Origin of the sequence: Streptomyces sp. APSN-46.1, assembly GCF_022815725.1 — a bacterium.
Classification (GTDB): domain Bacteria; phylum Actinomycetota; class Actinomycetes; order Streptomycetales; family Streptomycetaceae; genus Streptomyces.
Window position 1 is genome coordinate 264,471 of record NZ_JALGRF010000001.1, and the last position, 15,443, is coordinate 279,913.

Below are 15,443 nucleotides of genomic sequence, written 5' to 3' on the forward strand. Positions count from 1 at the left end.
GAATGATCGATGCGTGCCCGGCGCCGCGAAGAGCGTCATCGTTGCGTTCACCGGCGTCGAATTGCTCGACATCATCGGCCGGACAGCGTCAAGGGGAGCGTTGCCGAACATTCAGTTCGATAAGTTATAAATTAACGCAGGCTGTCCCATTGTTTCCGTTATTCCCGTTCCGACCTCTTCGGCCCTGCCGCCCCCCGCAGGTGCGGTACCGGACCGCCGAGCGCGAGGGTTGTGACGCCGACATGACGAATTCCCGAGCCGCCTCCCGCCGCACGCTTCTGCTGACACCGTGCGCGGCCCTGCTGGTCGCGGGGTTCGTGCCGCCCCCGGGAGCGGGCCCCCCGGTCCTGCCCGACGTGCAGGCCACACCCACGGCGACGGCCAGTGCCCCCGACCCCACCGCGTCGGCGCTCAAGCGCATCGATCCGGCCGCGATCCGGTCCGCCGTGGAGCGCGCGGCGAAGGAGCTCATGGTCCCCGGCGCCGTGGTCCTCCTCCGCACCCCGCAGGGAACCTTCCGGGCGACGGTCGGCACGACCGAGCCGGGCACCGCCGAACAGCCCACCACGCGCGACCACTTCCGGATCGCCTCCAACACCAAGACCATGACGTCGGTCCTGATCCTCCTCCTCGCGCAGGACGGCAAGCTCCGGCTGGACGATCCCGTGTCCGACTACGTTCCCGGGGTGCCGAACGGCGAGAACATCACCATCGCCGAGAAGGCCGGCGGCCGGCCGCTGGTCCAGCAGTTCCAGGACCGGCTGTACCGCCCGCTCGGCCTGACCGGTACGTCACTGCCCGGCATCAGCGACACCTCCCTCCCCACGCCGTACTCGCACGGCTACATGTACGGCGGATCGGCCTACGCGCTGGCCGACGAGCCCTACCCGGCCGACATTCAGGCGCAGATGCGGTCCGGGAAGCTCAAGCCGGTGGACTACACCCACCAGAACCCGTCCTACGCGACCGCCGCAGGCGGCGCCATCTCCACCGCGGACGACCTGGCCACCTGGATCCGCTCCCTGACGACGGGCAAGGTGCTGGACCCCGCGTTCCAGAAGCAGTGGCGGGACAGCCCGCAGGCCGAGGACCCGGACGCGCCCGAGGGACAGAAGTACGGGTACGGCATCGCCTACCAGCGCTTCGGGCCGAAGGCCGTGATGTACTACCACGGTGGCGAGCTGCCGGGCTTCAACTCCTTCATCGGCCACGACCCGGACAACGACGTCACGCTCGTCATCTGGACGAACCTGACAGTGTCGCCGGACGGCCGGACCACGGCCCAGGCCATGCTGCCCACCGTCCTCAACCAGATCTACGCCGGCCTCTCCCTCCCCGGCGCCTACTAGGACGGGGAGCGGCCTGTGTGGCCGGCTCACCGTCCACCTCCTCTACAGCCGCAAAAACTCGCGGCTCCAGGGAGCAGTCGACCCCGCTCCGGAACAGACCTTGGCCTGACACACCGCCGAGCTGCGCCAGACAGCTGATACGAGGTCACGGTGCCCAGTTCAGACCTCGCAGTTGATCTCCGTGTCCGTGCCCGCCTCGCCGTCGCAGTCGTCCGTGCCGGCGCCGCCGTTGAGGGTGTCCGGGGCCGGTCCGCCGCGCAGGAAGTCGTTGCCGTTGCCGCCGGTGAGGATGTCGGACCCGCCGGCCGTGCCGATCGAGGATCCCAGCGAACCGGCGTCGACGTTGTCGCCGAAGATCTGGTCGTCGCCGCCTCGGCCGTCGATGATGTCGTTGGCCGCCGTCGAACCCGTGGGGTCACCGAGTCCGCTGTCGCCGACGAGTACGATTTCGCTCGCGCTGCCGCCCATGATCCGGTCGTTGCCGGAGCCCGAGGCCCGGCCGGAGAAGGTCTGGTGGTCGCCCACGGCGCCGAAGCCGCCGTCCGCGCCCAGGTCGATGTAGTCGTCGCCGCCCGCGCCGCTGACGTTGCCGAGGATGGCGACGCTGTCGCCCGTCACGTCGCCGTTCTCGCCGGGGCCCTCCAGCAGGACGTCGTCCCCGGCGCCCGTGGCGTCGTAGACCCCGAGGGAGTCGCCGATGATGCCGTCGCTGCCGGTGCCGCCCTGGATGTGGTCGGGTGCGCCGCCGAAGACGTGGTCGCCGCGGCTGTCGCCCGTGAGGGAGTCGTCGCCGTCGCCACCGTAGAGGGTGTCCGTGGCGGGGCGCCGCGGGCGGTGCCCTGGACTGACCAGTGGTCGCCGGTCAGGCTGTCGCTGCCGGTGCCGCCCGTGAGCCGGTCGCGGCCGACGGGGCCCGTCGCGTCTCCGGTGTACGCGATGTCGTCGCCGACCAGGGTGTCATTGTCGGCCCCGCCGTCCAACTGGTCATCGCCCGCGCCGCCCGAGAGGCTGTCGTCCCCCAGGCCGCCGATGAGGATGTCGTTGCCCCCGAGCCCGCAGATCTTGTCGTGTCCGCCACCGCCGTCGATGATGTCGCTGCCCGGCGTGCCGATGATCACGTCGTCACCCGGGGTTCCCGTGGTGCCCGTTGTCGTGGCGACGGAGTTGAAGCACGTCGCCACCTGGGCGCTCGCCCCGCCCGAGCCCAAGCCGACCAGCGCTGCGGCGGCCAGCGTCTGCGCGCACACGGCCGCCGCGATCCGCCGGCCGCGGCCGCCCGTGAGACGGCTGTGAAGTCCCTGCATGGTTGTCTCTCCTCTTCGGCGTGAGCCCTATCTGGCGCTCACTGTGCGTGAGAGGTGCCGGTCCCGGACGCCCATCGACAGCCAACGCCGGTGATTTCATCCGATCGGCTTCTGATATGCAGTCACGATGCGTGACCGGCGTGACCGGCGTGACCGCACCGCGGTGCGCGGTCCCTGGACCCGGCCCGCCGCGTTCCGGGAGCGGGCGGGCTGTACGCCGCTGTGCGGCGGGCCTCCGTGCAGCGCGGAGCTATACCGTGACCGCACGCTCACGCATGCCGACTGGCGATCATTGGTCGATCATGGCCAGCTTTGGGATCGAATTTGAGCCAAGCTGACCCAGAAGGATCGTTTCATTCCGTACAAACCGGCCTTGATTGTGGCCCCAGGACGGCTACGCGGGGTTGTGGATCGGCCGGGGCGGGCACGGTTTGGAGCATCAAAAGGTGGGAACGGTTCGGCGTCCGTCCCCGTGGCAGTAGTGGATCGTCAGCCTATGGGCCGTCTCGGAGGGAGAAACCATGCCCCAGGAACTGGCATTTGCGATCCTCGCCCAGTCCCCGATCAAGGGGCATGAGCCGGATGCGCCACGTGCTCGCGCAGCATCCGCATGACGGTCGCGGGCGAGCTGCGGACGTGGCGAGTGCATGGGGACCAAGGCGGCATCGGCGATGCGCAATGCGCCTTCACGAATTCCCCTACGTGCGGCGCGTTCATGTCCTCGCCTATTGCGCGCGGGTTCTGCCCGACTCCGTATCTGCTCAGGGCGTGCCGGGGCGACACGCGACACACCGAAGCGCGCCGAAAGGGAAGCAGGGATCTCATGACAGTGCAGGCCATCAAGCTCCCCATACTGCGGATGCCATACCCGCTTCGGGTGAATCCGTACCTGCCGGCCCTGCGCGAGGAGACCGAGACGTGGGCGCGAGAGATGGGCATGCTGGACAGCGACGAAACACCGTCGGCCCACCGGGCGATCTGGACCCTGTCCCAGTTCCACGCCATGGCCGTTGACCAGCTGTCCGCCTGGGCTCTACCTGATGCCTCGCTCACCGACCTCCGGCTCAATCACCGGTTCAACCTCTGGGCTCTGGCCTGGGACGACTACTTCGTCTCCGCCTTCAAACGGACGGGCGACCTCGCAGGCGCACAGGCCTTCACCGCCCGCCTCCATGCCTTCCTGCCGCCGGACCCGGGCGCTCGGTTGCCGGAGCCGACCAATGCCGTCGAAAGAGGCATGGCCGACCTCCAGCAGCGGCTGTACCCCCCGAGACTGGCGCACTGGCGGCAGGGACTCAACCGTGCCCTGGCAAGGTACATCGACGCAGGAGTTCAGGAACTGGCCAACAGTCGCGCCAGCCGTGTCCCGGACCTCATCGAGTATGCCCAGTTCCGCCGTGAAAGCTTTGCCGCCTACACCGCCCCCTATTCCGTCGAACTCTCCACTGGCGCACGGATCCCTGAGCAGATCCGGCACAGCCGAACCTTCTGCGCATTGCTCGACGCCTTCATGGACTACATGGGACTCGCGAACGACATTGCCTCCTATAGGCGGGAAGTCCATGACGAACGCGACGTCAACAACCTCGTCATAGTCCTCCAAACATCCCTGGGCATCACCGTCCAGGAGGCGATGCATGCCGCCGCCGATCTGGTGACCGCCCGACTGCGCCACTTCGAGCACCTCACGCAGAGCGAACTGGCCCCGGTCGCCCAGAGAGCCGGGCTGAACCACGGCGAACGGATCGAGTTGGAGGCGTGGCTCCGGGGAGCTTGCAGTTTCCTGTCCGGCCTCCATGCGTGGTACACCGGGGCGCCCCGCTACGCTCCCGTAGACGGTCCCCCGGCCGCAGACGCCGAACGCCTCGGCCGGGGAGCTGTGGACGACCTGCTGATCCCGCACGGCCGTTCCGACTCAGGAGCCGCGCCCGACGGTACGAGCACTCGGTTGGTGCACGCCCGGCTGTGAGGAGACTGCCGACCACGCCGACCGGCAGTCTCCTCGGCTGTAGTGCTCGGCTCTGATGTGAGCTGCGAGGCCTACGGCCTCCGCAGGAACCGCCTCAGCCGTGCCCGCCACGAGGTGCGGGGCTCGGTTCGGCGCGACAACTCCGGTACGGATGCCGGCCATTGGAGCGCTGTCGGCATACCGCTGCTCGGCGGGGGCGGGGCCGGCAGCGGTGTCAGCACATCATGGGCTTCCGGACTGCGGGATGCGAACTTTACGGGCAGCGCTGTCAGGTGCCGGGACCAGGTGGAGGAGCGCCAGGTGAGCTCCTCCTCGGGCACGGCCAGGCTGATGTCGGGAAGCCGGGTGAGCAGGATGTCGATGCCGGTGTCGGCGATGACACGGCTGATGTCCTGGCCGGGGCACTCATGGGCGCCGGCGCTGAACGACAGGTGCGCGCGGTTGTGGTGCACGCGAGTTGAGGGGTCCGGGCGGACTGCCTGATCGACGTTCCCGGCGGCCAGGCCAAGCAGGAGCATGTCTCCCGCCTTGATCTCCTGTCCTCCGAGGGAGGTGTCGCCGGTGGCCCAGCGGCCCGGGCACACCATCAGCGGTGGCTCGTCCCAGAGCACTTGCTCCACTGCTTCCGGCAAGGTCATCTGACCGCCGGCCAACGACCCGCGGAACCGCGGGTCGGTGACCACCATGCGCAGCACGTTGGACATGAGATTCGCGGTCGTCTCATAGCCCGCGAGCAGGATGAGGCGCAGGTGGTGCTGTACCTCCTCGTCCGTGAGGCCGGCCGGGTGGGCCATCAGTACGGATGCGATGTCCTGCCCCGGCAGGGCGCGCTTGTCGACGACAAGCTGCCTGAGGGTCTCCAGCACGTAGGCGTTGCTCGCGAGCGACGTCTCGGTGCCCTTGAAGAGATCCCGGGCAGCGTGCACGAGCTTGGGACCGTACTCGTCCGGCATTCCGAGCAGGTGGGTGAGAACGAGCATGGGCAGGTGCTCGGTGAACTGACCGACGAGCTCCGCGTTGCCCATTTCGCAGAACTCATCGACCAGCTGGTGCGCGAAGCGGGTGATGTGGCGGCGGATTCCGCGTTGGTCGAACTGGTTGAGGCCGGCCGTGACCGCGCCGCGCAGGCGCTGGTGTTCTTCGCCGTCCGCACATACGCAGTCGGGTCGCCAGCCGATCATCGGCACCAGCGGCGAGGTGGTGGCGTCGATCTCGCCACTCTTCCAGCCGTGCCAGGTGCGGGGGTCGCGGGAGAACTGGGTGGAGCGGCTGGCCACATCACGGTTCTCGAGGTACCCCAGGACGAGCCAGGCCCGTACGTCCCCGTCGAGCAGGACGGGCGCCACCGGACCGTGGACGGCGCGCAACTTTTCGTACAGGCCCATGGGGTCGGTTTCGGCAGCGGCGCCCCAGAGCCGGGTCACTGCGTCGACGCCCGTGGCGGTGTGGGCCGGGCAACCCGGGGGCGGGGCGAGGCCTGGTTCCGTGGTGGTGTGGTCAGCGGGTGGGACGGTCATAGGGACTCCTGAGCGGCGGCGAGGGTGCACAGGTAGCCCATCAGCGAGAGCAGGGCGTCGCGGCTGGACGACCGGTCGCGTGCGTCACAGGTGATGATGGGCACCGATTCGTTGAGGGCCAGAGCACTGCGCAGGGCTGGTAGCGGGTGCTGCGGCGCCTCGGGGAAGGTGTTGACGGCCACGACGAACGGGACGCGGCGGTCTTCCAGACGGGTGATGATCTCGAAACAGACTTCGATCCTCCGGGTGTCGACGAGGACCACGGCACCGAGCGCGCCTTCGAAGATGCCGTTCCACAGGAACCAGAAGCGTTCCTGTCCCGGTGTCCCGAAGAGATAGAGGATCAGCTCCTCGTTGATGCTGATGCGGCCGAAGTCCAGAGCAACGGTCGTGGTGTTCTTGCCTTCCGCACCGGGATTGTGGTCGATCCCGACGCCGGCCTGAGTCATGGTTTCTTCGGTGGTCAGAGGCGGGATCTCGCTCACCGCCCCGACCATGGTCGTCTTGCCCACCCCGAAGCCGCCGACAATCACGACCTTGACTCCCCTGGCGCCGTGCGGCAGCAGCACGTCCGAGCGGCGGGGGGCGGCGGCGGGTGCGTCAGAGCCTGCGTAGTCCATGGATCACCGCCTCCAGAAGACCGAGTTCGGGTACCGCCGCGACAGGAACGGGAGCAGTGGCCTCAACTCGCTCGTTGTCCACGAGCTTGGAGAGCAGCACCGTGATGACGCTGAACGGCAGGCTGAGATACGCGGAGATCTCGGCCACCGACAGCGGGTACTGGCACATGGCGAGGATGGCTGCCTGTTCGGGCTGCATGCCGGGTTCGGGTGCGGACCTCGATGCGACGAGGGTGACCAGGTTGAAGGCCTTCGCTGCGGAACCTGGGCCACCGGAGATGACGTAGAGCGGCACGGGACTGCCTTCGTCCCATGCGTTGTGGTTCTGTGCCGTCACATCGCCTGCCCGATGTCATCACGAGGCGGGCTGGTCATGTGCTGACCGATCCGGATCACCAGCGTACGCATGCGGTCGCCCAGCAACCCCGCGTCCACCTCCGCATCGGCCAGCACCGCGAGATAGGCCCCGGGTCCGGCCGCCATGAGGGAGAAGTATCCGCCGTCGACTTCGATCCCGACCATGTGGGTCGAGCCGTCTCCGTGCGGGAACTTCTGCGCGATGGCCTTTGCCAGGCTCTGGATGCCCGAGCAGGCAGCGGCGATCGCGTCAGCGGTGTCGGGTTCCGTGTTCGCTTGGCCGATGCACAGACCGTCCGATGACAACACGACCACGTGTCGCACGTACGGGACGCTGGCTGCGAGCTCCTTGAGCATCCAGTCCATGTTGGGCAGTGGCGGCACGGTTACTCACCCTCGTCTGATGGCTTGCTGGTGGGGATGGAAGGGCCCGTACCCGGTCTCGTTTCGCCGCTGAACGCCTCCCACATCAGGCCCGGCTGCCGGGGTGCGCCGGACGTTCCCGGGGCGGCGGCCGGAGCGGCGGGGGGAAGAGGGGTCGTGCGGACGACCGGTGCCGGGACGGGCGACTCGCGTCGCCGTTGCGGCAGTCCGTTGACGGTCTGTTTGACCTCGACGGAATCTGCTGCGGCAGTGCGCGTCATCGTCGGCCTCGGCACGGTCGGTGCGCCCGTGGGCCTCGGCGCGAACTGTTGCATTTTTGGGGCAGGCTGCTGAATTGTGGTGATCAGGTGCCGCGGAATGAGTACTACGGCCCGCACTCCTCCGTACGCGGAGGTGCGCAAGTCGACGTCGAGGCCGTTTTCGCGGGCCAGCCTGCTGACGACGGGCAGGCCGAGTTGCGTCGCCTCGCCCAGGTCGGCCAGATCCATGCCGGATGATGCCTGAGCCATGACGCGGTCGATGCGCTGGCGGACCTCTTCGGTGAGCCCGACCCCACGGTCCTCGATCTCGATCGCGATACCAGAGGGCACCTCGCTCGCGGTCACCTCGACCGGGGCGTGCGGCGGGGAGAAGGTCGTGGCGTTGTCGAGCAACTCGGCAAGCAGGTGGATCAACGGCTCGGCTCCCTGGCCGATCACAGCGACCTCTGTCACCGACTGCAGCTTCACGCGGGGATAGTCCACGATGCGTGACATGGCCCCTCGCACGATGTCGTAGAGCGGGATCGCTTTCGACCACTGACGCCCGGGCCGGGCGTCACCCAGTACCGCGATGCTGGCCGCAAGGCGCCCGATCAGGGCATTGCGATGGTCGATGTCCTGGAGGCCATGGGAGACCACTACATCCGTACCATGCAGGATCTGCATGTCGCGAAGGTCCTTGGCGAGTTGATGCACGATCGCCTGGACCCGCCGGGCGATCGCCACCAGTGCCCGCTGCGACGAGTCCCGCATGCGTTCCTCGGCATCCACGGCTTCCAGGAGCGTCCGCAGAGCTGCCCGGAGCGCTTCGGCGAACTCGTTGTCGAGATGTTCCCCGAACGGGACGGACTGCAGGATCTCCGAAGCGGGCTCACCCTTCTGCAGGCGGGCGACAGCCGCGGGGAGGAGCTCTTCAGCGAGCCATACGGTGGTGGCCCGTTGATCGGACAGGCGCGCGAGCAGCGCGGTCTCGCGCTGCGCGTAGTACCGCTGTACGTCGGCGTTCGCCCGCGCGTAGCGGGCCGCCTCTGCCGAGCGCACCCGGCGCGCGGTCTCAGCCGAAGTGATGGCCGTCAGGACGACCGCGACGAGGCCGCACCAGGCAACCGGCGTGCGTATCTGCGCGGAGACACAGATCAGCGCCACAACGCAGGCCCCAGCCAGGACACCAGGGGGGATTAGCCATGCTGGAGCCACTGCACGTGGCAGCGCTCTAGGGGTAGAACCTGCACGAACCATCGAAAGGTCCCTAAACAGTCTGGAATTAGTGGACTGGGCGTGATGCGGTGCGCCGACAAGAAGGGTCGGGAATTCGCTCGGCCGAGCAAAGATGTTCCAATGGGTGTGCCCGACAGGTCGGTTCGAGATTGCATCGGTGGTCACGCCTCTCTGCGGCCAGGCTCCGTCCGCACGCAATGCGGCGTTTGACTCACTGTGAGTGCAGCGCAACACGCAAGGCGAGCATAGTCAGTTCGGGTTCGCCGGGTGGCCTTCACTGGAACGGAAAACTCCGATGATCGATCTGGACCTATAGTTGATCGATTATCGCCATGGCACACACGGCGAATGCATGGAATCGACCGCCGCCGGCCCGGACTGGTCCGGACACGGTCCGGGCGCTTGCGCGGCCTGCCGAGCCCCAGCCGGGGAACCCGGATCGCTTCGAGGACCGGCTCGAACTGCGGGCGGGCGTAGCCCAGGGGTTCGGTCCAGGATGCCGCCGCGGATGGCGAAGTCCTCACCCGGCTGTACCGGTCTGACAGGGGGCGTTCGCGATCGAGCACCCCGGGGACGTGCCCGGTAGCGTGGGGCTGAGGGGAGGGTGAGACGCACCATCGGCGAAACCGAAGGACAGACCGTCATGCCCTGCCGCGACCCCGACGATGCCGAGCGGCGCGAGGCGCGAGGAGGCCGCACCGTAAGCGGCACGCTGCGGAGCCGATGCCGTAGACGGATCGGCACCTGGTCGGCCGTGGGACTCACGGTGGCTGTCCTCGTCGCCGCCAACCTGGTCATGCACCGGTGGTCTGGCCTGTTCGGCCTGGTGACGGCCGTCGCGGTCAGCGCTCTGCTGCTCGGTGTGCTCCGCTGGGCCGGCGGTACTCGGGCGGACGCGGGCCTGGCGCCCGGCACACTGGCCCGCGGTGCGCGTTGGGCGCTGGCCCTGATCGGCCTGGTCGGCGTCGTCTACCTGGCCGGGGCCCTGTTGCCGGCCACCCGCGCGCTGTTCGAGGACCAGCGGTACGAGGGGATGAACGGGAGCGAGCTGACCCTGCGTGTCCTCGTGCTGGTCCCCGTCAGCACCGTCCTGGTGGAGGAGATCGCCTTCCGCGGTGTGCTCTACGGTCTGGTGCGCCGCGCCCGCGGGACGGTATGGGCGACCACCGTGTCGAGCATGCTGTTCGGCCTGTGGCACGTGCTGCCGTCCCTGCACCTGGCGACCGCGAAACCCGCTCTGACCACGGTCTTCGGCGACTCCGCGCTCGGTGCTGCCCTGGCGGTTCTGTCGGCCGTGCTGTTCACGGCGGCAGCGGGCGTCCTGTTCTGCGAGCTACGTCGCCGCAGCGGCAGTCTGCTGGCTCCCATGGGCCTGCACTGGGCGGTCAACGCGCTCGGCTACCTCGTGGGGTTCCTGCTGCGCTGACCGCGCGGCAGCTAAGGCCTCGTGGCGGTGGGCTCGGGTTCCGGCCAGATGATGTCCTTCAGCCGGTCCAGGTCCTGCGCCGTGAATCCGGCGGGCCGCATGACGGCATTCCAGCCGTCGACGTACGCGGCCTTGTACTTGTGGCCGTGGCCGTGGCCGTCCGGTACGTCCGTGGAGAACGGCAGGTCGGCGGTGACCTGCCAGAAGGTCACGAAGGGCATCCGGACCATCGCTTCGAGCACGTCTCCGCCGGGCGCCTGGCCGATCCAGTCGGGTTCGGAGAGGGCCAGCCGGGGGCTCCACCAGACGATCGGATCGGACGGGTGCATGAGGTAGAGCACCCCGGTGCCCTCCCACGGCCGGTCCGTCGGAGGCATCCCGGTGGCCGTCTCACCGCCGAACGACCCCAGGCTCTCGCCTGCCACGAACAGCCGCGGAGGCTGGTCCTGTGGCAGCTTGGACCAGACGTCGTAGACCGCGTCGAAGAGTTCGCGGCCGGCCTCGCGCGCCTCTGACTGGTCGACGAGACAGGACATCCACGACGGCAGGTACGAGTACTGCATCGCCACGGTGGCCGAGTCGCCGTTGCCCAGGTACTCGAACGAGTCCACAGCGGCGGGATCGACCCAGCCGCTTCCCGTCGTGGTCATCACGAGCAGGTGCGCGCGCTTGAATCCGCCCGCCCGTTCGAGGTCCGCTACGGCTCGCTCCGCCCGGCTCTCCGCGTCGTCGGAGGTCGACAGTCCGGCGTAGGCCCGGACGGGCGCCTGCGCCGTGCGGTGGGTGAACGCGCCGATGTCCCGGGCCGACGGTCCGCTGCCGGTGAAAGCCCGGCCCTGCCGGCCGAGCGTGTCCCACGGCACCAGAGAACCGGGCCCGCCCGAGCGCAGGGTGGACGTGGGCTGGTGCACGCCTTCCGGCGTCTGCGTGTCACGCAGCGAGAACGCCTCGTTGGCCGCGTTCACGAAGCCGCCCAGCAGCAGCCCGCTGAACGCGGACCAGGCCAGACCCGCCACCAGGAGCCAGCCGACCACCCGCGCCGCTCGCGGACCGATCCAGCGCCCGAGCAGGTCGGCGGCCCAGCGGTACAGGCTCCGGATCCCCCGTCCGGCCAGCAGCAGGAGCCAGAAGACGAGAGCGGCGACGAACTTACAGGCGACGGCGGTGAGGACGTTGTACGGCCGCGAGCACGCCGAACCCATACCCGATGGCCGCGCTGATGCCGCCGATCAGTCCTCGGAGCACGCCTCCGCGGGGAGCAGCGACGGAGTGAAGGACAAGCACGCCAGGACGAGCGCGCCCCGGCAGCCGGGCAGCGTGACGTGGAGCAGCCGGCGACGCTTCCCGGAGGCGGGGGACGGCTCGGCGCGGGACGGGGGAGACGGCTCGACGTCCTCGGCCCCCGACTCCCTCGATGCGTCCCCCCGTCCACCCTCGGGCGCGTCCGTGCCGCCAGGCTGGTCCGCCCGGCCGTCCTCCTTGCGCGGTGTCGGCCGACGTCCCCGAGGGCCTCTGCTTCGCCGTCGTCGGATCCCCGCGAGCCGGGGTGCCGGCCGGCGAAGGGTTTTGAGGCTCCTAGAAGAAGCCCAGTTTCTTGGGGGAGTAGCTACAAAGAATGTTCTTGGTCTGCTGGTGGTACAGCAGTTGCACCCACGCTGACCAGGGGAAACGGAAGCTGGTGCAGCCCCCTAGCGGGGGCTGGTCCGGAAATGGTCCGGCATCTTGGTGCGTGCCTGCGTGCGCTGCTCGGCGACAGCGGTGACCGAGTCGCAGCGGAACCGTTCGGGACGAGGCAGCGCGTCGTAGGGGAGGAGCGGCCAGGGGCACTAGGTGTTGCTCCACCCGGCCGTGCTGGAAAACGAGTCAAGCAGGTCCACCACGAAGACCAGGGTCGAGCCCGCTGGGATCAACGGCGAGGGCGACTGATTGCCGTAGCCGAGACGCGGGGGAACGATGATCTCGCGCCTACCGCCGACCTTCATCCCCCTCACCCCCCGGTCCCAGCCCTTGATGACCTTGCCACTGCCCAGGGCGAACTTGAACGGCTGGCCCCGGTCCCAGGAGGCATCGAACTCCTTCCCGGACTCGAAGGTCACCCCGACATAGTGGACCCTGACCACCATGCCCGGCTTCACTTCGGCCCCGTCCCCGACGACCAAGTCCCGGATGGTCAGCTCGGTAGGAGCGTCACCCTCCGGAACGTCGACCTCGGGCTTCGTCAGTTCACTCATTGTCGCCTCATCACTCTCCGTCGGAAGCCCTCTCACGGACCAGCCGGACACATGGACACCCCATGCAGCAGATGGTCACGCTACCGAGAATGCCGATCCCCGGAGCACACCGAATCCAGCGGCCACACGTGATGATCTTTCAGCTCGGAGTGGCTGTTGTCAGGGGGCGCAACGGCTGGTTTCGGCAGCAGAGTTCTCTGCTCTAGAAGAAGCCGACCTGCTTGGTGGAATAGCTCACCAACAAGTTCTTCGCCTGCTGGCGGTACAGATTTGGCATCGTCGTTGACCAGCGCAGACGATCGCAGGGGGCATCACGCCAGCGCTGTGGTTCGGGAATGGTCCGGATCTTGGTTACGGTGGGGCTCTGCGGCAGCGGTGCCGACCAGTCCTGCAGCGCCTCCTCAGTGGTGTCGGCCTGGCTGGCGGGACGGCTCAGGGCAGCGCGGGCGTGGGTCAGCCGAGCGTTGCCGGGGAGTGGGCGTCGCGTAGCAGCAGCCCTGGTTCGCCGGAGCCGTCGGCGGGTACGGACCACAGGTCCTTGGTGCCGTCGTCGTGTTGCTGGGCGTAGGCGAGGGTGGAGTCGTCGAGCCAGGCCGCCTGGTCGTCCACGCTGCGGGTCTCGGCCGTGGCGGTGATGCGCTCGGTGGCCAGGTCGAGTACGGAGAGCCGCCAGCCCCGGGTCGAATCTCCGTCGATGGGTGCCTTGAAGGCGATCCTGGTCCCGTCGGGGGAGAGTGAGGGGCATTCGACCTGGTCGCGCACGGTGCGCACGGTGCGCGCGGCGAAGTCGCCCTGCACCAGGTAGCGGTGGCCCTCGGTGTACATGGTCGCGTAGAAGGTGTTGTCGTCCTTGGTGAACGTCACTCCCCAGTAGTTGACGTCGACCGACTGGTAGGGCTTGCCGTCCTTGATGACGGAGAAGGTCTCCAGTGTCTTGAACAGGGTGCCTGTCTCGGTGTCGTAGATGCCGGTGCGTGTGGCGAAGTTGAGGGTGGCGTAGCTGTCGCCGCCGACGAAGGCGGTCCAGGAGACCATGCGGCCGCTGGTCGAGACGCGGACCCGGTTCGGGACGCCACTGACCGGGATGGCCTTGAGTTCCTTGAGGTCCGCGTCAAGGACGCGTATCGCGACGGTGCCGAGTATCCCGTCGGCGTGGAGGCAGCCGACGGTTCCCGCGGCGGCGTAGACGCGGTCGCACTTGGTCTTCGACACCGCGCGCTTGCCGGCTGGGTCGCCCTTGTCGACGGTGGTTACCTGCCCGGTGCTCGTCAGGGTCAGCAGACGCGGGCCCGCCGCCAGCGACACGGTCTCGCCCGTGGCGGCCGTGTCGGGGGACTGGGCCGACGAGCTGTACCGGACGTAGCCGATCGCGACGGCGGCGAGTGCGAGGGTGACGGCGACCGTGGTGCCGATGCGAGCCGCGCGCCCGGGCCGGCGCCGTGCGGGAAATGGACTCGGCTGCGGCTCGGCTTCGATGGTCGACTGCTCGCTCATACGGTTTCCTCGGTGTCGAAAGCGGTGTCGGATCGATTGATCAGGAGAAACGCGGTGGCCCCAAGGGCCAGGACGCCCACGGCGGCGGCGCACAGGCCGGCGGTGACTGGGCCCCACAGCTGCCAGGCGAGTCCGAACAGGACGGAGGAGGCGAGGTAGGCGAGCGCCTGCCCGGTCTGGATCAGCGCGAGGCCGGTGGTGCGCAGATGTTCGGGCAGCACCGGAGCCGCCAGCGCCACCAGTACGCCGTCGGTCGCCGCGTAGAACAAGCCGTAGAGGAACAGAACCACGGCCAGGAGCGGCCACCCGTGCAGGGGGCCGAACAGGAGCAGGTACACGAGGACCAGGGTCGTGTAGCCGCCCAGTACGACGGGCACGCGGCCGATCCGGTCGGCCAGTGCCCCGATGGGGACCGCCAGGAGGAGATAGGCCAGGCTGGTGCCGACCGCGAGCAGCGGGAAGGTGCCGACGGACATCTCCTCGCGGCGTTGCAGGAGCAGGTAGACGAAACCGTCACCGATGACGGCGAAGCCGAGCAGGCACGCCGCGACGAGCAGTCGGCGCACCGGCGCGGCCCGCACCAGGGTCAGAGCCTCCCGGGGGGAGACGGCGGCGGCTGGTGGGCGTCGGTCGTGCCGGTCCCGGACGAACAGAACGAGAATCAGCACGCCGAGCGCGGCGATGCAGAAGCTGGTGACCAGGACGGCGTCGAAGGCCTGGCCCGCGGCCGTCAGCACGGCCAGCGCGACCAGCGGTCCCAGAAAGGCGCCGAGACTGTCCATCGCCCTGTGCACTCCGAAGGCGCGGCCCAACGCGTGCGAAGGGGCCGACAGGGTGATCAGTGCGTCCCGGGGTGCGGTACGAAGGCCCTTGCCCGCCCGATCGGCCGCGATGACCAAGCCGATCGCGCCCGCCGAATGTCCGGCCGCAAGGAATCCGAGCTTGGCCAGTGCCGACATCGCGTATCCGACGCCCGCCACCGCTTTGGGCCGACGGACCCGGTCCGCGACGTACCCGCCGACGAGCCGCAGTAGCGCGGTGGCTCCGGTGTAGAGCCCGTCGAGCATGCCGTAGGCCAGGGGGCTCATGGACAGCCCGAGCACGAGGTACATCGGGAGGATCGCGCTGACCATTTCGGCGGAGATGTCGGTCAGCAGGCTGACCGTGCCGAGTGCGAACACGTTGCCGCCGACGACCGTGATCCCGCGGAGGCGGGAGCGGACTGTGGTGCGCGTGGCATCGGCCCCGGGCCTGTCGATCGAGGACAGATACATACGGGCGGACCTTTCGGGGCGGGAGACAGAGCGGGCACGC

14 protein-coding genes are annotated in these 15,443 nt (G+C 68.7%); 3 read left to right on the forward strand and 11 right to left on the reverse strand.

Annotated elements, in window-relative coordinates; genetic code table 11:
• Positions 1–242 precede the first annotated feature (242 nt).
• On the forward strand, positions 243–1,349 hold the full coding sequence (locus tag MTF65_RS01190; RefSeq protein WP_243626268.1) for a serine hydrolase: 1,107 nt from the start codon (positions 243–245) through the stop codon (positions 1,347–1,349).
• Between the two features lie 159 nt (positions 1,350–1,508).
• Here MTF65_RS01190 and MTF65_RS01195 read toward each other — a convergent pair whose 3' ends face one another.
• Together MTF65_RS01195 and MTF65_RS01200 are read right to left on the reverse strand one after the other, a co-directional pair.
• The gene (locus MTF65_RS01195) at positions 1,509–1,967 is read right to left on the reverse strand and encodes a calcium-binding protein (RefSeq protein ID WP_243626269.1); all 459 of its coding nucleotides are present in this window, start codon (positions 1,965–1,967) and stop codon (positions 1,509–1,511) included.
• Entirely contained in the window at positions 1,964–2,653 is a 690-nt protein-coding gene (locus MTF65_RS01200; RefSeq protein WP_243626270.1) for a hypothetical protein, read from the reverse strand. The genes MTF65_RS01195 and MTF65_RS01200 overlap by 4 nt, the downstream gene beginning before the upstream one ends.
• An 877-nt stretch (positions 2,654–3,530) precedes the next feature.
• Between MTF65_RS01200 and MTF65_RS01205 the strand changes: the two genes are divergently transcribed.
• On the forward strand, positions 3,531–4,622 hold the full coding sequence (locus MTF65_RS01205; RefSeq protein ID WP_243626271.1) for a terpene synthase family protein: 1,092 nt from the start codon (positions 3,531–3,533) through the stop codon (positions 4,620–4,622).
• Between the two features lie 71 nt (positions 4,623–4,693).
• On the opposite strand, the gene MTF65_RS01210 is transcribed toward MTF65_RS01205, so the two are convergent.
• The 5 genes from MTF65_RS01210 to MTF65_RS01230 are packed head-to-tail and all read right to left on the reverse strand — an operon-like array spanning position 4,694 to position 8,906.
• The gene (locus tag MTF65_RS01210; RefSeq protein WP_243626272.1) at positions 4,694–6,139 is read right to left on the reverse strand and encodes a cytochrome P450; all 1,446 of its coding nucleotides are present in this window, start codon (positions 6,137–6,139) and stop codon (positions 4,694–4,696) included.
• Entirely contained in the window at positions 6,136–6,759 is a 624-nt protein-coding gene (locus MTF65_RS01215; RefSeq protein ID WP_243626273.1) for an ATP/GTP-binding protein, read from the reverse strand. Before MTF65_RS01215 ends, MTF65_RS01210 begins: the two co-directional genes overlap by 4 nt.
• On the reverse strand, positions 6,740–7,096 hold the full coding sequence (locus tag MTF65_RS01220; protein ID WP_243626274.1) for a DUF742 domain-containing protein: 357 nt from the start codon (positions 7,094–7,096) through the stop codon (positions 6,740–6,742). The genes MTF65_RS01215 and MTF65_RS01220 overlap by 20 nt, the downstream gene beginning before the upstream one ends.
• Positions 7,093–7,482, reverse strand: coding sequence for a roadblock/LC7 domain-containing protein (locus tag MTF65_RS01225; protein ID WP_243626275.1), 390 nt, complete (start codon positions 7,480–7,482; stop codon positions 7,093–7,095). Before MTF65_RS01225 ends, MTF65_RS01220 begins: the two co-directional genes overlap by 4 nt.
• Before the next feature lie 20 nt (positions 7,483–7,502).
• The gene (locus MTF65_RS01230; protein ID WP_243626276.1) at positions 7,503–8,906 is read right to left on the reverse strand and encodes an ATP-binding protein; all 1,404 of its coding nucleotides are present in this window, start codon (positions 8,904–8,906) and stop codon (positions 7,503–7,505) included.
• A gap of 838 nt (positions 8,907–9,744) precedes the next feature.
• Between MTF65_RS01230 and MTF65_RS01235 the strand changes: the two genes are divergently transcribed.
• A complete protein-coding gene (locus MTF65_RS01235) occupies positions 9,745–10,404 on the forward strand; it encodes a CPBP family intramembrane glutamic endopeptidase (protein WP_243626277.1) in 660 nt (219 codons plus the stop codon).
• A gap of 11 nt (positions 10,405–10,415) precedes the next feature.
• Here MTF65_RS01235 and MTF65_RS01240 read toward each other — a convergent pair whose 3' ends face one another.
• The 4 genes from MTF65_RS01240 to MTF65_RS01255 form a co-directional block, all read right to left on the reverse strand.
• Positions 10,416–11,606 carry an alpha/beta-hydrolase family protein gene (locus tag MTF65_RS01240; protein ID WP_243626278.1) on the reverse strand — a complete coding sequence of 397 codons (1,191 nt, stop codon included), beginning with the start codon at positions 11,604–11,606 and terminating at the stop codon, positions 10,416–10,418.
• A gap of 624 nt (positions 11,607–12,230) precedes the next feature.
• Complete coding sequence (locus MTF65_RS01245; RefSeq protein ID WP_279398530.1) at positions 12,231–12,635, reverse strand: FKBP-type peptidyl-prolyl cis-trans isomerase; 405 nt, start codon at positions 12,633–12,635, stop codon at positions 12,231–12,233.
• A gap of 453 nt (positions 12,636–13,088) precedes the next feature.
• A complete protein-coding gene (locus MTF65_RS01250) occupies positions 13,089–14,129 on the reverse strand; it encodes a hypothetical protein (RefSeq protein WP_243626279.1) in 1,041 nt (346 codons plus the stop codon).
• On the reverse strand, positions 14,126–15,403 hold the full coding sequence (locus MTF65_RS01255) for an MFS transporter (protein ID WP_243626280.1): 1,278 nt from the start codon (positions 15,401–15,403) through the stop codon (positions 14,126–14,128). The genes MTF65_RS01250 and MTF65_RS01255 overlap by 4 nt, the downstream gene beginning before the upstream one ends.
• Between the last annotated feature and the right edge of the window lie 40 nt (positions 15,404–15,443).